Consider the following 24396-nt stretch of genomic DNA (forward strand, 5'->3'; position numbering starts at 1 on the left):
ATCGAGTCTGGTCGCGCCGGGACGCGCTCCTGCGCAAGTCGTCGAGCTTGGGCGCGATGGTTCGAGCTGAAACCGTCGTGATCGTCGCAACCCTCTAATCCTTTTGGGTTAGTCTTCGACGACTTTGCGCTTGAAGAGGGTGTGCGTTTCCGATGAACGAGTACCGCAGCAGTCTTGTGTTCGCTACCCCCGATCTTCCCTTGCGCGACGATGTGCGTCGCCTCGGTGCACTGGTCGGCGATCTGCTCGCCGAACAGGTGTCTGCGGAATTCCTTGATGAAATAGAACGCGTCCGCACCACTGCCATCGCGCGGCGCGAAAGCGATGCGCCGCCCTCCACGCTGAGCGAGCAACTGGCCGGCCGTGAGCCGCGCGATGCCGAGTCGCTGGTGCGTGCGTTCAGCACGTATTTCCAGGTGGTCAACATCGCCGAGCGCGTGCATCGCATCCGCCGCCGCCGCGAGTACCAGCGCAGCGGTATCGATACGCCGCAGCCCGACGGCCTACACGATGCCTTGCGCCGGCTCAAGGCGCAGGGCGTGAGCCTGGATGAACTGAGCGAGTGGTTGCCGCGCATCGACGTGGAGCCGGTGTTCACCGCGCACCCCACCGAAGCGGTGCGCCGCGCGTTGCTGGAAAAAGAACAGCTGATGGTCGCCAGCCTGGTCGATAACCTCGACGGCATGCGCACGCCCAACGAGCGCGCCAGCGATGCGGCGCGCTTCCGCATGGCGCTGACCGCCTCCTGGCAGACCGCCGACTCCTCGCCGGTGCGTCCTACCGTGGACGACGAACGCGAGCACGTTGGGTTCTATCTCATCCAGGTGCTCTATCGCGTCATCCCGGTGATGTACGAAACCCTCGAACACGCCATCGAAGAAACCTACGGCAGCGTGCCGTCCCTGCCGCGCCTGCTGCGCTTCGGCACCTGGGTGGGCGGGGACATGGACGGCAATCCCAACGTGGATGCCACCACCATTGCCGGCACGCTGGATGCGCAGCGCCGCGCCGTGCTGGACCGCTACCAGAAAGAACTCTGGCAGCTGGCCAGCCTGCTCAGCCAGTCCACCACGCTGGTGGCGGTGAGCCCAGCGTTGAACGCGCAACTGGAGCGTTATCGCGCCTTGCTGCCGGACGCTGCCGCGCGCTCGCGCCCGCGCCACGGCGACATGCCGTACCGGTTGCTCAACGATCTGATGCGCGCACGCCTGCAGGCCACGTTGGACGATGCCGATGGCGCCTACACCGCGCCGTCGGAGCTTGAGCAGGATCTGCAATTGATCCTGGACAGCCTGCAGGCCAACAAGGGACTGCACGCCGGCTGGTTTGCGGTGCGCCGGCTGTTGTGGCGCGTGCGCAGCTTCGGGTTTCATCTGGCGCGGCTGGATGTGCGCCAGGAATCGAGCGTGCATGCGCGTGCAGTGGCCGATGCACTCGGCCAGGCGGACTGGGACGAACAGGATGCCAAGCAGCGCGCTGCCTTGCTCGGCCCGTACGCGTCCGGCGAACAGGCGTTGCCGCGCGTGGAGGACGAAGGCAATGCACGGCTGGATGCGGTCTTCGCCGCACTTGCCGATGCACGCATGCGCCATGGCGCCGATGCACTGGGTAGTTACATCATCTCGATGGCGCATAACCGCGCCGATGTGCTCACCGTGCTTGCCTTGGCGCGGCGTGGTGGCCTGGTCGACGACGCTGGTGCGGTGCCGCTGGATATCGTGCCGCTGTTCGAAACGGTGGACGATTTACGCGGCGGCACCGGCACCGTGCAGGACCTGCTGGCCGACCCGGTGTATCGCCAACACCTGGCCGCGCGTGGCGATACGCAGATGGTGATGCTGGGGTATTCGGACAGCGGCAAGGACGGCGGCATCGCGGCCTCGCGCTGGGGCCTGCAGCGCGCCCAGGTGGAACTGCTGGAAGCGGCCGCCGAGCTGGGCGTGCGGCTGACCTTTTTCCATGGCCGCGGCGGTTCGATCGCACGCGGTGGCGGCAAGACCAGCCGTGCGCTGGATGCTGCGCCGCGCGGCAGCGTCGACGGTCGCCTGCGCGTCACCGAGCAGGGCGAGGTGATCCATCGCAAGTACGGCATTCGCGCGTTGGCATTGCGCTCGCTGGAGCAGATGACCGGTGCGGTGCTGTTGTCCAGCCTGCGTCCGCGCGCGCCCGAGCCGCGCGAGGACAACTGGCGGCCGGTGATGGATCTGGTTGCCGAACGCAGCACCGTGGCCTATCGCGCCTTCGTCGGTGCGCCGGATTTCATGCAGTACTTCCGCCTCGCGACGCCGATCGATGTGATCGAACGCATGACGCTGGGCTCGCGCCCGTCGCGTCGGCTGGGCCAGGATGCGGCGCTGTCGAATCTGCGCGCGATCCCCTGGGTATTTGCGTGGAGCCAGGCGCGTGCGGTGATTCCGGGGTGGTACGGCGTGGGCAGCGGCTTGCAGGCGGCGGTGGATGCCGGGCATGAAGACAGCCTGCGCGAGATGGCGCAGGACTGGCCGTTCTTCCGCACCTTCCTGGACGACATCGCCATGGTGCTGTCCAAGGGCGACCTTAATATCGCCGAGCTGTTTTCGCGGCTGTCCGGTGACCTGCATATGCGGTTTTTCCCGCAGATTCGCGACGAACTGGCGCTGACCAAGCGCTGGGTCAAGGCGCTGCTGCAACAGCAATCGTTGCTGCAGCACGACCCGCGGCTTGCGTTGTCGATCCGCCTGCGAAACCCCTATATCGACCCGATCAGCGTGTTGCAGGTCGACCTGCTGCAGCGTTGGCGCGCCACCGACGGCGAAGACGAAGATCTGCTGCGTGCGCTGGTCGCCTGCGTCAACGGCGTCTCGCAAGGGGTGCAGAACACCGGCTGATCCAACCGTTGGTCGGAGAGGGCGCGAAATCGGCAAGCGGGCTCTGGCATTAGCGGACAAATCTGTCCGATAATGCCGGCATGACGACACCCCGCCCCGATGCCGCGCTCCGCCGCCGGCAGATTCTCGATGCTGCCGACGAAGTGTTCAGCGAACACGGCGTCAACGCCCCGTTGGAACTGGTGGTGGAGCGCGCCGGCCTTGGCCGCGCCACCCTGTACCGCAATTTCCCGGATCGGGAAGCGTTGATGACCGCGCTGATGGCACGCGGGCTGGATGGCCTGGAGCGGCTGGCCGCCGATCTGGCCGACCGCCCGGATGGACTGGCCATGCTGCTGCACGACGTGGCCGAGCACATCGCCCAGTCCGCGCCGCTGGTGGATTTCTGGCGCTCGATGGAACGCGCAAATCCGGCAGTGGAATCGGCCGACCGCCGCGTCGTGGCGATCTTCCTGCCGTTCGTGCACCGTGCCCGCGACGCCGGCTTGTGCCGGGCTGATGTCGACGACGAGCAACTGCTGCTGGTGATCGACATGCTGGGCAGCTGCCTGCGCGGTAACGACGAAACGGAGCGCAAGCGTCTGGCGCATCGCTCGGCAGACCTGCTGATGCATGCGCTGGGCATGCAGGTGCCGGACGGCGGCACACGATGACACCGGCAACCCGCGCGACCATCGGCCGCTGGGCGTTGCGCGTGCTGCTGGTGCTGGCAGCGCTGTGGGGCGGCCTGGCGATCTATTTCGCGCTCACCGGAAATGCCGTCGTGCGTGGCGGTTGGGTGGCATCGTGGTGCGCGATGGCGTTGGCCGCGTTGTGGGGCTTGCGCCGTGGGCGCGAGAACTGGGCCCTGGCGGGCATCTTCGGTGCCGCGTTCGTGGTGCTGGCGGTGTCGTGGGGTCTCATGCAGCCCAGCCAGGACCGCGACTGGGCCGATGATGTCGCCCAGCGTCTGCAACCGGAAGTGCGCGGCAATCTCGTGACCCTGCACAACGTGCGCAATTTCGACTGGCATAGCGAAACCAATTACGTCCCACGCTGGGAAACCCGCCGCTACGATCTGGACCGCCTGGTCAGCGCCGATCTGGCCTTGTCGTACTGGATGGGCCCGGCGATTGCCCACACGCTGGTGTCGTTCGGCTTCGACGACGGCTCGCACGTGGTGTTTTCGCTGGAAATCCGCAAGGAACGCGGCGAATCCTTTTCTGCGGTAGGCGGCTTCTTTCGCAGCTTCGAAGAAACCCTGGTGGCCGCCGACGAGCGCGACATCCTGCGCGTGCGCACCAATGTGCGTGGCGAGGACATGTATCTGTATCGGCTGGCCATTCCCAAGGCCGGCCTGCGCCGCATGTTCATGGGCTATGTCGGGCTAGCCAACGAGTTGAATCGCAAGCCGGCCTTCTACAACACGCTGACCAGTAATTGCACCACGATCGTCTTCGCCCTGGTGCGGCAGCTGCAGCCCACCTTGCCGCTGGATCACCGCTTGCTGCTGTCCGGCTATGCCGACCAATACGCGTACGACCATCACGGCCTGATGCCGGGCTATGACTTTACGACGTTGAAGCAGCGCGGACATTTCACCGCGCGAGCCATTGCCGCCGATACCGCGCTGGATTTTTCCGAACGCATTCGTGCCGGCATGCCGCAGGCGCCTGCGCCTGGCGTGTCGACGAGCGCAGCGCGGTGATACAGCACAGGCGTTTTCGTCGCGCGGCTTTGCTGTTGGTGGCGCTACTTGCATGCACGTGGTTGAGCGGCTGCGCGATGGTCACGGTGCAATCGCGCAACAGCGGCGACTACATCGCACAGACGCGTGGCGATGTACTCAGCACCGGTGCGCTCAGCCAGGCCGGCAGCGAGACCTTGCAGGTGGCCGGGCTGCAACCCAAGGCCTGCCGTCAGCAGCCGTTGCCTTGCGTGCAGCAGCTCGCCACGGTGGCGGGCCTTGGCGATGAGCGCCGTCTGGCTACGCAAGCCGAGCTATGGACGGCGCATGCAATCGACCTGAGCGGCCGCAACCCGGCGCAGATGAGCGATGCGGCGGTGCAGGCCTGGCTGGAAGCCGCGCGGCATGCCTACGCGTATCTGTTTTTCACCGAGCGCGCGCCAAGTGCGCGCGCGTTCGAAAACCGCCAGACGCAGGTGCGCGACTACTACAACTACGCCGTGAAACAGGTGGTTGAGCGCCTGTTCGCGCGCGCGCAGCAGGCCGGCGACACGGTGCCGACACCGACGCAGGTGGGTGCTTGGCAGGTGGCCGTCGATATGTCCGCATATCGGTTACCGGGTGGCGGCAATACGCCGCGCGCGATCTTTGCCGCCTCGGCGCTGCGCTTCAATGGCTTGCGCAGCACCTATCGACGCGATGGCTTCGGTGCCGAACTGGTGGCCGAAGTGGACCCGCAGGTGGTCGGCGACCCGGCCGGGCTGGCCCTGCAGCAAGCCGTTGCCGCACGTGTGCCGCCCGAACGCCCCATGCCGACCTTCAGCGAGATGCCGTATGCACCGGCAACGCTGCTGCTGCGTTTCGATGGCGGCACCCTGGACGCAGTGCTGCGCACCGATGCGGTGACCATGGTGCCGTACGACCCGTATCGCCAGAACGAGGTGGTGTTGCATGGGCAGCATGTGCCGCTGGCGGCCAACTTCACCGCCGCCTACGGGTTGTGGCTGGCCAAGTCGGGCTTCGCCGCGCAATCGTTGCGCTCGATGCTGGGCAGCGCACGCGGCATCGATCGCCCGCATCTGTATCTGATGCAGCCCTACGACCCCAATCGCCGCGTGCTGCTGATGCTGCACGGGCTGGCCAGCAGCCCGGAAGCCTGGGTCAACGTGGCCAATGAAGTGATGGGCGACGAAACATTGCGTCAGCGCTATCAGATCTGGCAGGTGTATTACCCCACCAACGCGCCGATTGCGGTCAATCGTGCGGAAATCCAGGCGTTGGTGGAGCGCAGCCTGCGTCACTTCGACCCGTCCGGCACGGCGATCGCCTCGCACGACATGGTGTTGATCGGCCACAGCATGGGCGGAGTGATCGGGCGCTTGCTGGTGTCTGCGTCCGGCGAGCAGATTTGGAACGCCTTGCTGCAGGACTATCGGCTGGAAGGCGAACGCGGTGCGCGTGTGCGTGCCAAGCTAGCGCCGTTACTGCATTTTTCGCCAATGCCACAGATCGACCGCGCCATCTTCATCGCCGCGCCGCACCGCGGCACGCCATTGGCCGAAGGTGGGCTCGGGCGCTTCGTCGGGCGTATGGTGCGGCTGCCGATCGCCCTGCTGGATCGCTTCGGTGATGTGCTGCAGGATCTGGCCAACAGCGAACGCGAAGGGCAGGGTGGCGATGACCGGCGCAAGGGCCGCCTATTGCCGCCCACCAGCATCGACAATCTGCGCGATACCGACCCGTTCGTACGCGCCACGATGGATCTGCCGATCTCGCCACGGGTGCGATACCACACCATCATCGGCCGCGAGAACCCGCAGGTGCCGCTGGCCGAGTCCGACGATGGGTTGGTGCCGTATCGCAGCGCGCATCTGGACGGCGCTGCGTCCGAACTGGTGGTGACGTCCTGGCACAGCGTGCAGGAGACCCCACAGGCGATCCTTGAAATCCGCCGCATCCTGCATGCGCAGTTGCAGGCCGAGGCTGGGCAGGCGCCTGCGCAAATCGTATCGCCCGCGCCTGCGACGACCCCTGCGGTGTTGTGAGGTATTGCGCGCGTCATCGCTGAGTGCCGAGGGCACTTGCCGAAAATACAGGAGAGCAAGAACGCAGATGCGCGCTGCGTGCCGTACTGATGACGGGCGCGATGGACACAGGATGGTTGCCGCTTTTCCTTTGCATCCAGTAGCTAGCCTTCTGACAACCTCGTTGTCGCTCCTGCCCCGCGCCACACCAGTGCTTTGATTGGTCTTTACTCTTCGCGCAGCGGTCATCTGCGAGCCATGGCGGTCACGTCGCCACTGTCTTCGGCAACCATCCGCACCGGCCTTAGCACCTTGTTGACCGTGCTCGTGCTATCAGGCACGTCTCGTACAGGCTCGAACAAGGAAGGCGCGATGCGCAAGCAGTCAACGGTGCTGTGGGCCTCGCTGTTGTTAGTGAGTTGCGGCCGTGGCGAGGGTTCGAAGGATGCGGCCACTGCTGCCGATCCGGGGATTGCGGCACCTCAGGTGGCACAGGCCAAGAGTGCGCCGGATGCGCCCGCAGCAGTGGATGAAAGCGTGCCGGAATTTCCGGCTATCCCGACCATCGTCGTCCCCGAGATCGTCGGCGTGACCCCGGCGCAGCGCGCGCTGGAAGACGCGCTGCAGGACACTCTCGACCCGATCGAGGGCGTCAGTGTTGCACCCGCGCGCTGCGGCGATGGCGGTACGTTGATCAACGATGCCGGCATCACCAGCGTCGACGCCAACGGCAACCTGCTGCGCAACGGCGATAGTGGCCTGTTCAACCTCAAAGCCGACGGCAGCGGCACCGCCAACTTCGAGGGCGGCCTGGTCAACGTCAATGCCGATGGAAGCGGCACCATCAACGCGTCCGGTCAGGGCGGCGGCGACGCTCTCATCGACGTGCAGTCCAACGGCGGCGGCACCTACAACGGCCCGGCCGGGTTGATCAGCTTGAACGGCAAGGGCGCTGGCACCTGGAACAGCGACAAGAGCGGCCTGATCGACAACTACGGCGATGGCAGTGGTACCTGGAACGGCCCGCGTGGGTTGGTCACCATTAATGCCGATGGCTCGGGCACCTGGAACGGGCCGGACGGCCTGGTGCAGAACCGCGGCGACGGAACCGGAACGGTGGGCACCCCGCCGCGCGAGGTGCGGATGCCGCCGCTGCCGAAGGTGCCGCCGGCCGGCCGCTTCCCGCCGTTGCAGAAGTTCGCACCGCCCGGTACGCCATGCGGCTATCTGATTACCTTGAACGACCGCATCCTGTTCGACTTCGACAAGTCCGACATCCGCCCGGATGCCGTGCGCGTACTCGACACGCTGGCGGCCGCGCTCGGCAAGGTGACAACCCAACAGATGGAAGTGCGCGGGCATACCGATGCCAAAGGCGACGACGCCTACAACCAGGCGCTGTCCGAGCGCCGTGCCCATGCGGTGCTGGCCGCGTTACGCACGCGCGGCGCCGCACAGGGCGCCGGTGCAAAGGGCTATGGCGAGTCGCAACCGGTGGCGCCCAATACGGTCAACGGCCAGGACAATCCGGGCGGTCGTCAGCTCAATCGCCGCGTCGAGATCTTCCTGCGCACGTGAGCGAGGTTTGCAAGACTGAGTGAGTGTGAACCGGTACACCTGCGTGTTGCGTAGGCGTCGATTTCGCCAAGGGTGATCTTGGCCTCAGGCGCAGGCGCGCACTAGGTGCGCGTTTCGCAATGGTCGTACAGCCGTCATGCGGCAGGTCGCGTCATCGCTCTTGCTTGCAGCGTCGACGCAAGGTGGGCGCCTTCTCCAAAGCGGGAAGGCGGGGTATTGCAAACAACACTGCAGACACCACGGCGCCCTCGCGTCATGCGTACTCACGTCGCGTCCCGCGAAGGCACATGTGCACCTGCGCCAGCGGCTGTGTGCGCATGTCGGCAGCGATGCGGGCTTCCATACGCCAGCGACTATGCCGATTTGCGCGCGTGCTGCACGCATTTGTCATGCCTGCAGTGTCCGTCATCGCACTGCAATATGCCGTCACCACCATGCGCGACGCCTGCTAGCAGGTGTGATGCAGGTCCGCTGCCGCAGGCCACATCGCTCTCCCCACATCGCGGCTGCTCCGCCGTGGCATGAGTCCATGGCGCGCTGCTGCACCATTGGATTTGATCATGATCGCTCGTTGTGCGTTGTTGCGTCCTTCGCGTCTGTCGCAGGCCTTGTGCGTGTCGTTGTCCATGTTTTGCGGCCATGCAGCCGCACAGTCAGCGCCGTCCTCCGCAACGCCTGCGCAGGGCGAGATGGCCACCTTGGACAAGGTCACCGTTGCCGCCACCCGTTACAACGCAACCGACATGCAGATGGCCGCGACCAACACCGTCAACGTGTTGTCGGCCGACGATCTCAAGACGACCGCCGTGCACAACGTGGCCGAAGCACTGGGCCTGATGCCGGGCGTCAACGTGATCAATACCGGGCAGTCGTATTTCGGCGGCATCGATGGCGCAGCACGTGGCGAGGGTATGTTTTCGTCGGTGCGCGGCCTCAATGCCGAATACAACGTCAACCTGATCAACGGCATCAACGTCGCGCAGGGCATGCCATATAGCCGCGGCGTGCAATTGAGCCTATTGCCGCCCTCCGGCCTGCAGACCATCGTGTTGAACAAGACCTCCACCGCGGACATGGATGGCGATGCGATCGGCGGCACCATCGACTACCGCACGCCCAGCGCCTTCGACTCGCCTGATCGCCGAGGCGGCAGCGTGACCTTGAGCGGCCGCATGGAAAGCCGCGCACGCGATTACGGCGATTCCGGACTGGGAAGCGGCGCCGCCGGCGATTGGCATGCACGCTTTGGCGATGCCGGGCAGTTTGGTGTGGCGGTCAGCGCGTACTACGACGAACGCCATTTCGTGAACAGCGAGGTAGCCGGCGCGTCGGCCGCGCGCAACGATGGTTCGTGGGAATTTGCGCGTGCCGATGCCAGCGGCAATCTGGCGGCAGGCAGCGACCCGCAACAGGTGCTGCAGAGCACAGGCGTCAACATCGGCTATTCGCAAGGCAATACGCGCCGCTACGGCGGCAATGCCGCCTTCGATTGGCGTGTGGACCCCAGCCTGCATCTGTATGCGCGCATGACCTACGCTTTCGCCAAGACCGAGCAGAACACCGGCTACACGCAGTTCGTACCGGCCAATGTCAGCTTCACCCAGATCGGCAGCAGTGGCGTCTATCAACCGCAGATCAATCGCGTCGCAGTGCGCTACTGGTACGAAACAAATCCGGAAGAAGCCGACCTTGCCACCATCCAGCTAGGTGCTGAGAAACAGCTGGGGCATTGGACGTTCGCGCCGAACATCTTTTATGGCACGGGTAACAACGATCGCCCAGATCACGTGGAAATTTCCGCGCGCAACGATCAATACACCTCGACCAACTTCGCCTACGGCGCCAACCGCTTCATCAGTTACGACGGCGACGGCTTCCCGATCCCGCTATTGACCCCGGCGATGCAGGCGCAGGCATCGGATGTAGGCGGCCTGTTCGCGCGACGCACCGGGCAACTTTCCAAGCAATACAGCGGTCAGGACAAGGGGGGTGGCAAGTTCGACGTGGGCTACGATTTCGATGACGGCCTGCTCAGTCGCATTGCCTTCGGCGTGAAGTATGTCGACAGCTCGCGCAGCTTCACCGATCGCGACTGGACCAATGCCAAGTACACCGACGGCACCTTGTTGCGCGATACCGGGCTGATCGCACAGCGTTACGATTCGGTGTATCCGGGGCAATACGCGCTGCCCACGGTGCGGCTCAGCAATGCCGCACTCAACGACCTGATCGCACGCACGCTGACGCCGGCCAGCTTCGACAGCTGCGGACAGTTGGCCATCAATAACCTCAACTGCAATACCATGCGCGCCACCGAGGCAGTCAGCGCGGCCTACGCGATGGCGACACTGCGTAGCGGCGATTGGGAAATCCTGCCGGGCGTGCGCTTCGAACATACCGCCATCACCAATACGTTCTGGGCGCAGCCGGCGGCTGTCAACGGGGCCGAGCAGGTCGGTGCGTTCGCCAACAACCGCACGCGTTACAACGTGGTCTTGCCGAGCGTGTTCGTGAATTACCGGCCTGCGGGCGACAGCGCGGTGTATCGCGGCTCGGTGTGGACGAGTTATACGCGGCCGGCATTCGTGCAACTGGGCGGTGGTCGCTCCACGGATATTTCCAGCGATGGCCAGACCATCATCACCGAAGGCAACCCGGACCTGAAACCGATCAAGTCGCTCAACGTGGATCTGTCCGGCGAATGGCAGAACGCGGCGGGCGGCCACGCGATGCTGGCGGGCTACTACAAACGCCTGACCGACTACATCTACGAAAGTGGTTCCGACGCGGCCAACGCGGGCGAAAGCGGCAGTGCCAGCACCCGCTTCGTGCGCCCGCAAAATGGGGGCGACGGCCGCGTGCTGGGCGTGGAAGCCGCCGTGCGGCAGACCTTCCAGGGCTTGCCTGCACCGCTGGATGGCATCGGCATCGGCGCCAATGTCACCCGCCAGACCACGCGTGTGGATCTGGGCGAAGCAGGCTTTGCGCACGAACGCATCCAGAACGCCCCAAATCTGCTGGCGAATGCGGAAGTGTTCTACGAAAAGGGGCCGTGGTCGGTCAATCTGAGTTACCACTACTCCGGCGAATACGTGTCGGTGTACGACTATCTCAACCAGGGCGCGCGCTGGGACAATCTGTGGATCAAGCCGATCACCCGCGTCGACCTGCATCTGGGCTACGCGCCGAGCGACCACCTGCGCGTGGATCTGTCGGTCGCCAACCTCACCAAGCAGCACAGCTATTGGGCGCATGTGGGGCACGACACCACGGCGATTTCCGATATCGTCGATTCCGGCATGACCAGCCTGGTGACCGCCAAGTATGTGTTCTGATTCTGGTCGTGCAGGGTGGTGCGTGTCAGCGGGTGTGCAGCAATACCAATACCGCTCTGCGGAGTGGGGCGGCAGCACAGGGCGGAGGGCATCGCGCTGCGTGACATTGGCTGGCGACGGGCAGCCGCCGCAGGGGGCGCCATGTGGAAAGGCCACAGGAGATGCGATGGGGATCGCTTCGCCCGCACTGCGCGCCACGCCGGGGCAGCGTCGCGCTATCGCGCCTGCGATCACCGGTGTGTGCCTGCTGATGGCGCTTTTCGGGGGGCTGGGTGGCTGTGCATCGCCGTCGCGTAGCGGGTCGCCAGCTGGAGTGAGCGATCGATCGCAGACTGGTGTCCACGGCAAGGCTGTCGCCGCAGACCGGCAAACCGAGCAGCTGGAACGCATGGTGGTGGTGTTCCGTCACGGCGTGCGTGCGCCACTGCAGGGCGAAGCGGCCGCCGCGCAGTACGCTGATCAACCCTGGCCACACTGGTCCACCCCGGCCAGCCTGCTGACCCCGCGCGGGCGCACCGCAGTGCGACTGAGCGGCGAGTATCTGCGTCAATGGTTGACGCAGCAGGCGCTGCTGCCGCGCACAGGATGCCCGGCGCCAGGGAGCGTGTCGGTCTGGGCCAATACCGATCAGCGCACCATCGACAGCGGTGCCCTGCTGGCCGGCGCACTGGCGCCCGGATGCGGCATCGTCGCCGGGCACCGCGAGGCCGGGAGCAACGATCCGTTGTTCCGGCCGATCGAGGCCGGGGCAGTCGCGTTCGATGCGGCAGCCGCGGTGGCGTCTATCCAGCGGCAGACCGGTGGCCCTGCCGCAGTGCTGCACGGCCATGCGGCCGAATTGCAGGCGATGCAGCAGATCCTGGGCTGCACGCGCACGCCCTGCGACTTTGCGCGCATGCCCTCCACGTTGGCGCCATCGGCCAATGGGCGTGGACTGGCCTTGGGCGGCCCGATCGATCTGACCTCCGGCACCGGCGAAGTGCTGTTACTGCAATACGCCGACGGCCTGCCGCTGTCGCAGGTCGGCTGGGGCCGCGCCACCCCCGAACGCCTGGCGCAGGTCTCGCGCCTGCATGCGCTGCTGTTCGATATCTACGCGCGCCCGCACTACATGGCGCAGCGCTCGGGCGCACCGCTGGCACGCGAGGTGCTGCAACGGTTCGGCAATGCGCGCGCACCCAGGGTGTCTCTGTTTGTCGGCAGCGACACGCATATCGCCGCGTTGAGCAGTCTGCTCGGCGTGCACTTCCATCTGCCTGGCTACGGCGCCGACGACCCACCGCTGGGCGGTGCGTTGCTGCTCGGCCTGTGGCGTCAACCCGACGGAACGCATGTGGTGCGTGCCCGCTATCTGGCGCAATCGCTGGATCAACTGCGCACTCTTGCACCGCTCGACTTGGCGCACCCGCCGCTACAACAGGAACTGGCCCTGGATGTCTGTGCGCCCGAACAGCGCATGGCGTGCCCATTGCCGGCATTTGCACAGGCGCTTGAGCAGCAGCTGAAGCTGGATCCGTAGGCGCGTTCTTGTGACGTCTGCTTGAAGCGCGTCTGCCTGTCTGAGGCAACCGATGCCGCGCAGTGCGGCTTGGCCCCGCACCCCAATCCTTTCTCGCAGGGAGAGGGGCGTTGACCCTTCCCCCGTCGGGAGAAGGTGTCCCGTTGGGGCGGATGAGGGGACGCGCGCCGCCTAATGGACGTGCCGCGTAGCGCGACTTCGCCCTCACCCCAACCTCTCTCCCGGAAGGAGAGGGGCTTTGACCCTTCACCTATCGTAGAGATGTGCCTCGCAGGGGCGTGTGCGGGCGGCAGGCCTTAAAAACGCAATGGGCCGCGTCAGCGGCCCATTGCGACACACACGCACTCCGAAGAGCGCGCGGTTTACTTCAGCTTGGCATCGGCGCGCAGGGCGTCGGCGCGGTCGGTCTTTTCCCACGAGAACGAGGTGGCGGAATGCTGCACGCCGGCACCGTCGGTGTAGGTGAAGTCCTTCGGCTTGCGGCCGAAGTGGCCGTAAGACGCGGTCTGCTGGTACATCGGGTGGATCAGGTCGAGCATCTGGATGATGCCGAACGGACGCAGGTCGAAATGCTTGCGGATCAGCTTTTCGATCTGCTCGTCGGCGATCTTGCCGGTGCCGAAGGTGGTGACCGAAATCGAGGTCGGCTCGGCCACGCCGATGGCGTAGGAGACCTGCACTTCGCAACGGTCGGCCAGACCGGCGGCGACGACATTCTTGGCCACATAGCGCGCGGCATAGGCGGCCGAACGGTCGACCTTGGACGGATCCTTGCCCGAGAACGCACCGCCACCGTGACGGGCCCAGCCGCCGTAGGTGTCGACGATGATCTTGCGGCCAGTCAGGCCGCAATCGCCCACCGGGCCGCCGATCACGAACTTGCCGGTCGGGTTGATGTGGAACTTGGTGCCCTTGTGCAGCCACTTGGCCGGCAACACCGGCTTGAGGATTTCCTCGCGCACCGCTTCGATCAGGTCTTTCTGCTTGATGCCCGGGTCGTGCTGGGTCGACAGCACCACCGCATCGATCGCGGTCGCCACGCCGTCTTCATAGCGCAGGGTGACCTGCGACTTGGCGTCAGGACGCAGCCAGGCAAGCGCCGAGTTCTTCTTCTTGCGGATCTTGGCCTGCTGCTCGACCAGGCGGTGCGACAGATGGATGGCCGCCGGCATGAAGCTGTCGGTCTCGTTGGTGGCATAGCCGAACATCAGGCCCTGGTCGCCGGCGCCCTGTTCTTCGGGCTTCTTGCGGTCCACGCCCTGGTTGATGTCCGGCGACTGCTTGCCGATCAGGTTGAGCACGCCACAGGTCTCGCCGTCGAAGCCGACGTCGGAACTGTTGTAGCCGATGTCCAGGATCACCTTGCGGGTCAGGGCTTCCAGGTCGATCCAGGCGCTGGTGGTCACTTCGCCGGCGACGATCGCCACACCGGTCTTGACCATGGTCTCGCACGCCACGCGGGCACGCTTGTCCTGGGCCAGGATGGCGTCCAGCACGGCGTCGGAGATCTGGTCGGCGATCTTGTCCGGATGGCCTTCGGAGACCGATTCGGAGGTGAACAGGTAGCTGGACATCAGGCTTATATCCCTTAATTCGGATGAAAAGATGGGTGCGGATGATACACGCCCCGTGTGTCCGTTGCATTGTGCGCCTGAACGCGATGCCGTGGGGTTAAGTGCGGCCGACAAAACGCTCGAGCAGCAGGCCGTGAGGTGCCGGTACCGCGCAGAGGCCGCAATCCGTGCGTGAGGCATGTCGATTCCAGGCCGCGCTCGCGCTCGCCTTTCCAATGCGGTGGCGCACTGCGTCGGTGCTGCGACGCATTGCTGGCCCCCCGCCACGCAGCTTCGATGCAGACCGGCCCAGACGCAGCTGTGTGCCGACTGAAAGTGCGTGGCGCGATACCCGCCCGTGCATGTCGGGCCTGCTAGCATCGGGCGATGGATTCCCTGACCCAGATCGTTCTTGGTGGCGCGATTGCCGCCGCCATCGCGCCGCCCGGACAGCGGCGCGCTGCCTTGTTGGCTGGCGCGGCACTGGGCACCTTGCCCGACCTCGATTCGCTGGCATTGCTGCCGCTGACCGACGATCCGGTCACCCTGATGACCGTCCACCGCAGCGTCAGCCATTCGCTATTCGTGCTGCCGTTGCTTGGCTGGCTGATCTGGTGGCTGTTCCGGCGCTACGGCAACGGGCGGGTAGCCAGCGCGCCCAAGCGCTGGTTCTGGGCGATCCAGCTGGCGCTGATCACCCACCCGTTGCTGGACGCCTTCACTGTCTACGGCACCCAGTTGTGGTGGCCGCTGCAGCCGCATCCCACCATGTGGTCGAGCGTGTTCATCATCGACCCGGCCTACACGCTGTGGCTGTTGCTGGCCTGCGCGGTGGCCTGGTTTGCACGCGCGCGTCCACTTGCACAGCACGTGCTGGTGATCGGGTTGGTGGCGAGTTCGGCGTATCTGGGCTGGTCGTTGATCGCCAAGCGTCTGGTCGATCAGGAAGCCGACCGCGCGCTGGCGGCGATGGGGCTGGTGGATGCGCCGCGTTTTTCGGTGCCGATGCCGCTCAACACCTTGCTATGGCGGGTGGTGGCGATGACGCCCAACGGCTATGTGATCGGCGAGCGTTCGTTGGTGGCCGACACCGGGCCGATGCAGTTTCGCGGGTTTTCCAGCAATACCCAGGCGCTGGGCGAGGTGGCCGCGTTCGATTCGGTACGCCGCCTGAGCTGGTTCAACCGCGGCTTCATGCGTGCCCGCCTGGTCGATGACGACCTGATGCTCAGCGATCTGCGCATGGGCCTGGAGCCGGACTACAACTTCAACTTCGTTGTGGCGCACCGCGAAGACGGCAAGTGGCAGCCGATCGTGCCGCGCCAGGTGCAGGCGGCCTATCGCGCGCCGGTGGCACGCGATCAGATCGGCGCGGTGCTCGCGCAGATGTGGCGCCGCATCTGGCATGCACCCACCGGTACGGCGTTGACCGGCGATCCGGAAAAGGTCAGTACGCCGGTTTCTACGCCGGCAGCGTCGACACAATAAGAGCCGCCCACAAGACGCGCTTGCGGCCGCCGGCGATAACACTCGTCCACTGCAAGTCCAAGCGCGCCGTTCCTGCCTATCTTGGCGACTGCGCGCCAGGTTTTTTGAGTCACCCCACGCCATGGCGCACCGGATGACAGTACGCGGCGCACGCAGTGCGTGCGCGCAGCCCGGATCCTCAGGCGGCGTTCGGCAGCGGAAGTGCGACGCCGGCAATCAAGGCGTCGAAATAATCGCTGGTCAACGCCAGCTGCGCTTCGGGCGTTTCGGCGCGGTTGACCACGGCGCGGAAGTCGGCGCTTTGGGGGTGATCCTTCGCATACCAGCCCAGGTGCTTGCGGGCGATGCGCACGCCCTGCGGTTGGCCATAGAACGCATGCAGCGCCTGCAGATGGTCAAGCAGGGTGTCGCGCACGAAGGCCAGCGTCGGCGCCGGCAATAGCGCGCCAGTGGCCAGGTAATGTGCCACCTCGCCAAAGATCCACGGCCGCCCTTGCGCGGCGCGGCCGATCATCACCGCATCCACGCCGGTGTCGCGCAGCACCTGCGCGGCCTTCTGCGGCGAATCGATATCGCCATTGGCGATCACCGGGATCTGCAGCGCCGCCTTGATCTCGCCGATGGTGGCGTACTCGGCAGTGCCGGTGTAATGCTGGTCGCGGGTGCGCCCATGCACCGCAAGCGCAGCGATACCGCAATCCTGCGCGATGCGTGCAATGGTCGGGCCGTTGCGATGATCGCAGTCCCAGCCGGTGCGAATCTTCAGCGTCACCGGCACATCCACGGCCTGCACCACCGCGCGCAAAATTCGCGCCACCAGCGCCTCGTCGCGCATCAACGCCGAGCCGGCCCAGGCATTGCAGACCTTCTTGGCCGGGCAGCCCATGTTGATGTCGATCAATTGCGCGCCGTGGTCGACGTTGTAGCGCGCCGCTTCGGCTAGCTGTTGCGGCTCGGTACCGGCGATCTGCACGCTGATCGGGTCCGGTTCACCGGCGTGGTCCATGCGGTGCAGCGACTTACGCGTGCCCCAGAAGCGCGGATCGGAGATGGTCATCTCCGACACCGCCAGCCCGGCGCCCAACCGCTTGCAGAGCAACCGGAACGGCTTGTCGGTGACGCCCGCCATCGGGGCGAGGATCACCTTGGGGGCGATGGTGTAGGGGCCGATCTGCATGCAGGCATTGTCGCTGCGGGCGCCGCTGCTGCCAACTCGGTCGCCGCCGGAGGGGCGCGCGGCCACAAGCGCGCACCTGAGCCGGAGGCCAGCATCCAGCCGGATTGCGGGAACGCGACCCGGCGGAAGATGCCAGGTCAGCGGATCAGCTGGTACAGCTCGAAGCCCTTGGCGCCGCCGTCCAGGATCAGCAGCAGTTCGTCCGGCCCCAGTGCGACCAGCCGGCCGACGCTGTTGCCGTTGGTGCCGTCGGAGATGTTGCCGGGTGCGTAGCGGCCTTCCGGTTCGTCGTTCACCGTGCTGGCACCAAGGAACGCGAACTCGCGGCTGTCCTTGGCCAGTGGATACAGCGTGCCACTGCGGCGCTGCGAGCCGCTGATCTTGCTGAAGCGATAGCCGCAGGCATCGCGGCTGATCTCGGCCTTGAAGTAGGGGTAGGCATAGGCAAACCCCTGGTCGACCTGGATCGAGCGCACCTTCCAGCGCCCGTCCAGCTTGCCGGGCATCTGCGGCGACTGCGCACGCTGCAGTAGCGTGCGCGCCAACGCGGCGCCGTCTTCCTGATCGGCATCGTCGTAGTGGGGCGCGATCGCCTGTTGCAGGCTGTCTGCGGACACCGTCACCGCAGCGCGGTCGACATCGCTGGCCGTGCCGTTCCAGTCGCAGCGCTGCGCAGCGGCGGATAGCGGGACAAGCGCCGCGCACAGCGCAATGAACGGGATCAGGAAAAAACGACGCATCGAGCGCTCCTTGTCGTGATGCAGGCCCGTCGCGGCGACGGGTTCTCAGGTTGATCAGAGAGAGTGAAGCAAGCCGATACCGCCATCGGCGCAGGCCGTCAGCCGGCGTCCGGCAACAACCGTGGCATCGACGCCGCAGCGCCTTCCACCTCGGTGGAACGGGCGGCGTAGCGGGTGGCAAAGCGCACATGGGTGATGAAGCTGGCACCGGGCGACTGCGCCAGCGAGGCCACCAGCGCGCCGTTGAAGGCGTCGCCGGCGCCGGTGGTGTCCACCGTCTGCGCGCTCTCCGCACCCACGCGGTAATGCGCCGCGCTATCGCCGCGCAATTGCTCTTCGGCATGCGAAATAAAGGCGCCCACCGCGCCCAGCGTCACCACCACGGTGCCACCCGGCAGCAATTTGCGGCACAGCGAATGCAGCGTGTTGCCGTCCAGCGCCGCCACATCGTCGGCGTTGATGCGCTCGCCGACGTGGCGGCCGAGTAGGGCAGCGAACTCGGTTTCGTTCGGAGTCAACACATCCGAGAGTTTTAGCAGGCCGATCGAGGTCGGGGCATTGGCCGGCGCGGCGTTGAGAACGGTCAGTACGCCGCATTCGTGTGCCAGGGCCAGTGCCGATTCGATGGTTTCCGCAGGCGATTCCAACTGCGCCAGCAGCACGCGGGCCGAAGCCACCAGCGCGCGCTGGTTGTCGACGAACCCGGTGCTCAGCACCGAGTTGGCGCCGGCGCCGATCACGATGGTGTTGCGGCCATGGCCGTCGACATAGATGCCGCCGGTGCCGGTCGGCTCATTGCTCGGTTCGGCGATCAGCGTAAAGCCGTCGTGCGCGGCCAGCGAGCGCGCCAGCGCGCCGCCGGCATCGTCGCCCAGCGCGCACAGGAAATGCGTCTTGGCACCGGCACGCGCGGCCGCGACCGCCTGATTGAATCCCTTGCCACCCGGGCCGGTGCTGTAGCGGCCGGCGATGGTGGCACCCGGCGCGGGCAGCACATCGCAGCGCCACACGTGATCGACATTGAAAGACCCGACAACGACGACCGAACTCATAAATACCTGCTTGCTTGAATGACTTGAATGAAACGTGGCGTGCGGCGATTAGACCGCGACACCGATGAACCCGCGCCGCCTCAACCGAAGTGCGAGAGCACGCCAGCAATGGTAGCGGTCATGAAGGTGGCGATCGAACCGCCGAGCACCGCACGCAGGCCGAATTTGGCCAGATCGTGACGACGTTCCGGTGCCAGCCCACCGATGCCGCCGATCTGGATGGCGATCGAGCTGAAGTTGGCAAAGCCGCACAGGGCGTACGTGGCGATCAGGCGTCCTTCTTCGCTCAGGCTCACGCCGGCGACCTGGCCCTTCACGATCTGCGATAACTCGGTGTAGGCGACGAATTCGTTGATCACCACTTTCTGGCCGATCAGCGAGCCGACCGTGGTCGCGTCCGCCCACGGCGTGCCGATCACCCAGGCCACCGGGGCTAGCACGTAGCCGAAGATGGTCGACAAGTTGGTCGGCCGGCCCAGCGCCGCCGCCGCGCCGGTCACTTCGCCCAGCCACGTCAGCGGCGCATTGATCAAGGCGATCAGTGCAATGAAGGCCAGCAGCATCGCACCGATGTTCAACGCCAGGCGCAGGCCATCGCCGGCGCCGGCCGCGGCCGCGTCGATGATGTTGCTGGTGGTCTTTTCCACTTCCATCTTGACCGTGCCGCGGGTCAGCGGCGTGCCGGTTTCCGGCACCAGCAGCTTGGCCACCACCAACGTGGCCGGCGCGGCCATGATGCTGGCGGCCAGCAGATGCTTGGCGTAGAACGCCTGCTGCGCGGGGTCGCTGCCGCCGAGCATGCCCACATACGCGGCCAGCACGCCGCCGGCGATATGCGCCATGCCGCCGATCATCATCGTCAGCAATTCGGACTGGGTCATCTTGGGGATGTACGGGCGCACCGTCAGCGGCGCCTCGGTCTGGCCGATGAAGACGCTGGCGCACACGCTGGTGGTTTCCGCGCCGGACACGCGCATCACCTTGGTGATCGCCCAGGCCATCGCACGCACCACCACCTGCATCACGCCCAGGTGATACAGCACGCCCATCAGCGCAGAGAAAAAGATGATGGTGGGCAGCACCTGAAACGCAAAGATAAAGCCGTAGCTTTCGATGTTCATCAGGCTGCCGAAAATGAAGGTAGAGCCTTCATTGACGAAGCTCAGTACCTTCACAAAGCCCTTGCCCAACGAGTCGAACACGTCGCGCCCGCCCGGCACCAACAACACCAGCGAGGCGAACGAGATCTGCAGCAACAGGCCAGTACCGACCAGCTTCCAGTCGATCGCGCGGCGGTTGGTCGAAAACAGCCAGGTGATGCCGATGAGCACCGCCAGACCGAACAGGCCGAAACCGATCCTTCCCAAACCTTCGACCATTCCAATCCCCGGGCTGCCAACGGCAAAACGAGAAGCCTAGAGCAGGGGGTGTCGGCCGGCAAGGCAAGCGGCATTCAGAAGGCCGTCACAGGCGTGCGCAGGCCCCCGGCCCGGTAAACTGCGCAAGCCGGTCCGGGGCAGGTGCCCTGGAGGTTGCAGGAGATCGCCATGCTTTACCGTCGTCTGGGTTCCACCGGGCTGCAATTGTCGGCCTTGTCGTTTGGGGCCTGGGTGACCTTCGGCAAGCAGATCGGGCGCGGCGAGGCACGCAATCTGATTGCCGCGGCCTGGGACAACGGCATCAACTTCTTCGACAACGCCGAGGTCTATGCACGCGGCCGCGCCGAGGAAGTGATGGGCGATGTGATCGCCGATCTACGCCTGCCGCGTGATGGCTACTGCGTGTCGAGCAAGGTGTTCTTCGGGGCGGTGGACAGCCCGCGCCCGACCCAGCGCGGACTCTCGCGCAAGCACGTGACCGACGCCTGCCATGCGGCGCTCAAGCGCCTGCGGGTGGACTATCTGGATCTGTACCTCTGCCATCGCCCTGATCCGGACACGCCGATCCAGGAAACCGTGCGCGCGATGGATGCGCTGATCCGCCAGGGCAAGGTGTTGTACTGGGGCACCTCCGAGTGGAGCGCCGAGCAGCTGCACGCGGCCATCGCCATCGCCGAGCAGGAGCACCTGCATGCGCCGGCGATGGAGCAGCCGCAGTACAACCTTCTGCACCGGCAGCGTCTGGAGCGCGAGTACGCGCCGCTGTGCGAGGCCGGGCTGGGCACCACGATCTGGTCGCCACTGGCATCGGGCCTGCTGACCGGCAAATACAACGGCGGTGTAGAGGCGGACAGCCGCCTGGGCCAGCCGGAGAATGCCTGGTTGCAGGAGGAAGTGCTGGGCACGCCCGAGTCGCGCCGTCTTGAGCGGGCGCGCGCATTTTGCGCGGTGGCTGCCGAACTCGGGCAGTCCCCGGCACGGCTGGCCATCGCCTGGTGCCTGCGCAACCCGCATGTGTCCACGGTGATCCTGGGTGCAAGTCGCGTGTCCCAGCTGGAGGAAAACCTGGGAGCGCTACAGACAGCGACGCAGGTGGACGCGGCGGGCTGGGAGCGGGTGGACGCGGCGACGCGCTGAGTCTCGCAGCACTAGCGATTGGTTGCGTCAATCGACAATTGCGAGGCGATGCAAAGATTTAGCGACCTAAATGAGAATGGCTCTTGATCATTAAATGAGAATGGTTATTATTTGTCTGGCCAACCGACTGGAGAACCAGATCATGACCGCTCATCCCGTGCTGCTCCGCTCCGAACCGGTCAACCTGCGCGACCGCGCCGTGCCGCGTGTTGTTCCTGCCGAAGACCTCATCAGCAGCGAGGCGCTGCTCAAGGGCCGTCGCGAAGTGCTGATCCAGCACGGCGACCGTGTCTATCGCCTGCGCCATACCAGCAACGACAAGCTCATTCTGACCAAGTAATTCCTGCCGGGCCGATGCTGGCGACCTGATCGCGGTCGCACGGCCGCAGCCGTCATGCACCGGTGTCGCGTCATCGTTTCAAGGGCGCGCCCCCGTCGTCTGTCGCGGACTTTCTGTGGCGTCGTGCGCGCAAGTGACGTTTCGCCGGACTGCGCTTCGCAGTCCGGCGCCTGCCCGACCTGCAGTTTGCCGCACCATCGACATGGGCACGCCGCCGCTGCCCACCGCTTACCTCTCCACCCCCGGTTGCCGCATGCGGCACGCCGCAGCGCTCTGCCGGGGGTTCTCCCGCAAAGGTTCCTAGATGATTCGCCTGCATCCGCTGGTGGTCGCGCTGTCGCTTGCGCTGCCTGGTGTTCCGCTGTGTGCCCACGCTGCAGAATCAGACGCCGGCGGCGACGCTGCGCGTGAGGTGCACGACTTCGACCGCTTGCAGGTCACTGCCACGCGTACCCAACGCGCGCTGATCGACGTGCCGGGCACGGTGGATGTGATCGACCGCGAACAACTGGACAACCAATTGGTCCGCGAACTCAAGGACCTGTTCCGCTATACGCCCGGCGTGTCGGTGACCAGCAACAGCGGCCGCTTTGCCGGCGCCAGCGGCATCCGCATCCGCGGGCTGGATGGCAACCGCGTCGCGATCCTGGTGGACAACGTGCCGGTGTCGGACACCTTCGCGTTCGGCAGTTACCTTAATGCCAATCGCAATTTTGTCGATCTTGAAACGCTCAAACGGGTGGAGGTCGTCCGTGGACCGGCCAGCTCGCTGTATGGCTCCGATGCGCTGGGTGGCGTGGTGGCTTTCGTCACCAAGGACCCGTCGGATTACCTGAGCGCCGACAAGCGCAGCTATGTCGGGCTGAAGTTCGGTTACGAAGGCGACTGGAACGGCGTGTTTGCCGGTGCCACTGCCGCATTCGGCGGCGAGCGCTGGAGCGGCATGGTGGCCGTGGCGCATCGCCAGGGCCAGGAAGCGCAGAACCAGGGCGACAACCGCAGCCGCGACTTCACCCGCACCGCAGCCAATCCGCAGACCATCGACGGGCGGAGCGTGCTGGCCAAGCTGGTCTACGCACCGAACGCGCAGCAACGGTTCAAGCTCACCGTCGAGGGTAATGAGGACTACGGCAGCATCGAAGCGTTGAGCGGCATCGACCCGCGGGTGACCACGCCGTCGCTGCGCATCCTGTCGCAGGACGGTCGTGATCATCAGACCCGTGCGCGGGTGTCGCTGCGGCATGAACTGGACGCGCTGGACGCGGCGCTGGCCGACGATCTGCAATGGCAGCTCTATCGCCAGGACAGCGAAAGCCTGCAACGCACCGACGAGTTGCGTGGCAACAACACACGCCGCCACAACGAACACACTTTCGACCAGCGCGTGTACGGGTTGCTGATCAATGCGCACAAGCGCATCGAGACTGCGGCGCTCACGCACGACATCACCTACGGCCTGGACGGCACCTGGACCGATACGCGCACCAAGCGCGATGGATATTCGGTGAATCTGGTCAATGGTGCGGTCAGCAACCGGGTGGGTCAGGACGTGTTCCCGGTGCGCGATTTCCCGAACAGCGAAACCACCAAGCTGGGCCTGTACGCGCAGGACGAAATCGATCTGCTGGATGGCAGGTTGTCGTTGACGCCAGGCGTGCGCGTGGATTACTTCCGTCTGGCGCCGCAGCTGGACGACATCTTCCGCGAAGACAATCCGGGCGTGGCGGTGGCCACCATCGACCAGACGCAGGTGTCGCCGAAATTCGGTGCGGTGTGGCGGTTCTCGCAGGCCTGGTCGATGTATGCGAACTATGCGCACGGCTTTCGCGCGCCGCCGTACAACGACGTCAATATCGGCTTCACCAATCTGCAGGCGCGCTACACCGCCATCGCCAACCCGGAATTGAAATCGGAGACCAGTCGCGGCGGCGAGCTGGGGCTGCGCTTCAACGATGCCGTCGGCTATCTGGGGGTGAGCGTGTACTACACCGACTACCGAAACTTCATCGAATCGTATGCGCCGGCTGGCGTCAACGCGGAAGGCCTGATGCTGTTCCAGTCGCGCAATGTCGACGATGTGGTGATCAAGGGTGCCGAAGCGCGTGGCGGGCTGGATCTGGGCGCGCTGGCCGGTTGGCAGGGCTGGTCGTTGAACAGCGCGGTGGCCTATTCGCAAGGCGACAACCTCACCGACGACACGCCGCTGAATTCGGTCGACCCGCTGCGCGGCACGCTGGGCGTCGCCTTCGATCGCGATGGCTGGGGCGCCGAATTGATCGGTACCTTCGTCGCACGCAAGCGCCGCCCGCAGCTGGGCAGCTACTACACCCCGGCCGGCTACGCCACGCTGGATCTGATGGGGCACTGGGAATTCGCACCCGGCGCCAAGGTCACCGCAGGCATCTTCAATCTGGCAGATCGCCGCTACGTGGACTGGAACGCGCTGCCCAACGGCACGCTGGCCAGCAGCACGGTGCTGGACCGGTTCACCGGCGCCGGACGCACGGCGTCGGTCAGCCTGGCAGTGAGCTGGTAGCCGCC

Annotated in this window: 16 protein-coding genes; 11 read left to right on the forward strand and 5 right to left on the reverse strand. The window is 65.6% G+C overall.

Annotated elements, in window-relative coordinates:
* Nucleotides 1-152: 152 nt before the first annotated feature.
* From ppc to BJD12_RS17075, 7 genes are all read left to right on the forward strand, one after another.
* A complete protein-coding gene (gene ppc, locus BJD12_RS17040; RefSeq protein ID WP_005991509.1) occupies nucleotides 153-2867 on the forward strand; it encodes a phosphoenolpyruvate carboxylase in 2715 nt (904 codons plus the stop codon).
* 80 nt (nucleotides 2868-2947) lie between these two features.
* A complete protein-coding gene (locus BJD12_RS17045; RefSeq protein ID WP_005991507.1) occupies nucleotides 2948-3520 on the forward strand; it encodes a TetR/AcrR family transcriptional regulator in 573 nt (190 codons plus the stop codon).
* Nucleotides 3517-4554, forward strand: coding sequence for an Lnb N-terminal periplasmic domain-containing protein (locus BJD12_RS17050; protein WP_005991506.1), 1038 nt, complete (start codon nucleotides 3517-3519; stop codon nucleotides 4552-4554). The genes BJD12_RS17045 and BJD12_RS17050 overlap by 4 nt, the downstream gene beginning before the upstream one ends.
* Nucleotides 4554-6578: an esterase/lipase family protein gene (locus BJD12_RS17055; protein WP_050812863.1), complete on the forward strand. Its 2025-nt coding sequence runs from the start codon at nucleotides 4554-4556 to the stop codon at nucleotides 6576-6578. Before BJD12_RS17050 ends, BJD12_RS17055 begins: the two co-directional genes overlap by 1 nt.
* A 351-nt stretch (nucleotides 6579-6929) precedes the next feature.
* Nucleotides 6930-8135, forward strand: a complete 1206-nt coding sequence (locus tag BJD12_RS17060) for an OmpA family protein (RefSeq protein WP_050812862.1) — start codon at nucleotides 6930-6932, stop codon at nucleotides 8133-8135.
* Between the two features lie 560 nt (nucleotides 8136-8695).
* Nucleotides 8696-11470: a TonB-dependent receptor gene (locus BJD12_RS17070; protein ID WP_042827908.1), complete on the forward strand. Its 2775-nt coding sequence runs from the start codon at nucleotides 8696-8698 to the stop codon at nucleotides 11468-11470.
* Nucleotides 11460-12989, forward strand: a complete 1530-nt coding sequence (locus BJD12_RS17075) for a histidine-type phosphatase (RefSeq protein ID WP_074059433.1) — start codon at nucleotides 11460-11462, stop codon at nucleotides 12987-12989. The genes BJD12_RS17070 and BJD12_RS17075 overlap by 11 nt, the downstream gene beginning before the upstream one ends.
* Before the next feature lie 362 nt (nucleotides 12990-13351).
* On the opposite strand, the gene metK is transcribed toward BJD12_RS17075, so the two are convergent.
* On the reverse strand, nucleotides 13352-14563 hold the full coding sequence (gene metK, locus BJD12_RS17080; protein WP_005991496.1) for a methionine adenosyltransferase: 1212 nt from the start codon (nucleotides 14561-14563) through the stop codon (nucleotides 13352-13354).
* A gap of 366 nt (nucleotides 14564-14929) precedes the next feature.
* Between metK and BJD12_RS17085 the strand changes: the two genes are divergently transcribed.
* The gene (locus tag BJD12_RS17085; protein WP_005991494.1) at nucleotides 14930-16030 is read left to right on the forward strand and encodes a metal-dependent hydrolase; all 1101 of its coding nucleotides are present in this window, start codon (nucleotides 14930-14932) and stop codon (nucleotides 16028-16030) included.
* Between the two features lie 178 nt (nucleotides 16031-16208).
* On the opposite strand, the gene dusB is transcribed toward BJD12_RS17085, so the two are convergent.
* From dusB to BJD12_RS17105, 4 genes are all read right to left on the reverse strand, one after another.
* Entirely contained in the window at nucleotides 16209-17207 is a 999-nt protein-coding gene (gene dusB, locus BJD12_RS17090) for a tRNA dihydrouridine synthase DusB (RefSeq protein WP_042827906.1), read from the reverse strand.
* A 137-nt stretch (nucleotides 17208-17344) separates the two neighbouring features.
* Complete coding sequence (locus BJD12_RS17095; protein ID WP_005991490.1) at nucleotides 17345-17947, reverse strand: DUF4893 domain-containing protein; 603 nt, start codon at nucleotides 17945-17947, stop codon at nucleotides 17345-17347.
* A 98-nt stretch (nucleotides 17948-18045) separates the two neighbouring features.
* Nucleotides 18046-18999, reverse strand: coding sequence for a ribokinase (locus BJD12_RS17100; protein WP_005991487.1), 954 nt, complete (start codon nucleotides 18997-18999; stop codon nucleotides 18046-18048).
* Between the two features lie 80 nt (nucleotides 19000-19079).
* On the reverse strand, nucleotides 19080-20378 hold the full coding sequence (locus BJD12_RS17105) for a NupC/NupG family nucleoside CNT transporter (RefSeq protein WP_005991484.1): 1299 nt from the start codon (nucleotides 20376-20378) through the stop codon (nucleotides 19080-19082).
* Nucleotides 20379-20531: 153 nt separating this feature from the next.
* On the opposite strand from BJD12_RS17105, the gene BJD12_RS17110 reads away from it, so the two are divergent.
* The 3 genes from BJD12_RS17110 (at nucleotide 20532) to BJD12_RS17120 (ending at nucleotide 24391) form a co-directional block, all read left to right on the forward strand.
* A complete protein-coding gene (locus BJD12_RS17110; RefSeq protein WP_005991481.1) occupies nucleotides 20532-21515 on the forward strand; it encodes a potassium channel beta subunit family protein in 984 nt (327 codons plus the stop codon).
* Between the two features lie 100 nt (nucleotides 21516-21615).
* The gene (hemP, locus tag BJD12_RS17115) at nucleotides 21616-21855 is read left to right on the forward strand and encodes a hemin uptake protein HemP (RefSeq protein WP_005991480.1); all 240 of its coding nucleotides are present in this window, start codon (nucleotides 21616-21618) and stop codon (nucleotides 21853-21855) included.
* A 304-nt stretch (nucleotides 21856-22159) separates the two neighbouring features.
* Nucleotides 22160-24391, forward strand: coding sequence for a TonB-dependent hemoglobin/transferrin/lactoferrin family receptor (locus BJD12_RS17120; protein WP_058564076.1), 2232 nt, complete (start codon nucleotides 22160-22162; stop codon nucleotides 24389-24391).
* The last annotated feature ends 5 nt before the right edge of the window (nucleotides 24392-24396 follow it).

Source organism: Xanthomonas vesicatoria ATCC 35937, from assembly GCF_001908725.1.
Lineage (GTDB): Bacteria > Pseudomonadota > Gammaproteobacteria > Xanthomonadales > Xanthomonadaceae > Xanthomonas > Xanthomonas vesicatoria.

Bases quoted from the DNA above. Each gene is read 5' to 3' on its own strand.
- ppc (WP_005991509.1), top strand. From the start codon at position 153: ATGAACGAGTACCGCAGCAGTCTTGTGTTCGCTACCCCCGATCTTCCC.
- BJD12_RS17045 (WP_005991507.1), top strand. From the start codon at position 2,948: ATGACGACACCCCGCCCCGATGCCGCGCTCCGCCGCCGGCAGATTCTC.
- BJD12_RS17050 (WP_005991506.1), top strand. From the start codon at position 3,517: ATGACACCGGCAACCCGCGCGACCATCGGCCGCTGGGCGTTGCGCGTG.
- BJD12_RS17060 (WP_050812862.1), top strand. From the start codon at position 6,930: ATGCGCAAGCAGTCAACGGTGCTGTGGGCCTCGCTGTTGTTAGTGAGT.
- BJD12_RS17070 (WP_042827908.1), top strand. From the start codon at position 8,696: ATGATCGCTCGTTGTGCGTTGTTGCGTCCTTCGCGTCTGTCGCAGGCC.
- BJD12_RS17075 (WP_074059433.1), top strand. From the start codon at position 11,460: ATGTGTTCTGATTCTGGTCGTGCAGGGTGGTGCGTGTCAGCGGGTGTG.
- metK (WP_005991496.1), bottom strand. From the start codon at position 14,563: ATGTCCAGCTACCTGTTCACCTCCGAATCGGTCTCCGAAGGCCATCCG.
- BJD12_RS17085 (WP_005991494.1), top strand. From the start codon at position 14,930: ATGGATTCCCTGACCCAGATCGTTCTTGGTGGCGCGATTGCCGCCGCC.
- dusB (WP_042827906.1), bottom strand. From the start codon at position 17,207: ATGCAGATCGGCCCCTACACCATCGCCCCCAAGGTGATCCTCGCCCCG.
- BJD12_RS17095 (WP_005991490.1), bottom strand. From the start codon at position 17,947: ATGCGTCGTTTTTTCCTGATCCCGTTCATTGCGCTGTGCGCGGCGCTT.
- BJD12_RS17100 (WP_005991487.1), bottom strand. From the start codon at position 18,999: ATGAGTTCGGTCGTCGTTGTCGGGTCTTTCAATGTCGATCACGTGTGG.
- BJD12_RS17105 (WP_005991484.1), bottom strand. From the start codon at position 20,378: ATGGTCGAAGGTTTGGGAAGGATCGGTTTCGGCCTGTTCGGTCTGGCG.
- hemP (WP_005991480.1), top strand. From the start codon at position 21,616: ATGGTTATTATTTGTCTGGCCAACCGACTGGAGAACCAGATCATGACC.
- BJD12_RS17120 (WP_058564076.1), top strand. From the start codon at position 22,160: ATGATTCGCCTGCATCCGCTGGTGGTCGCGCTGTCGCTTGCGCTGCCT.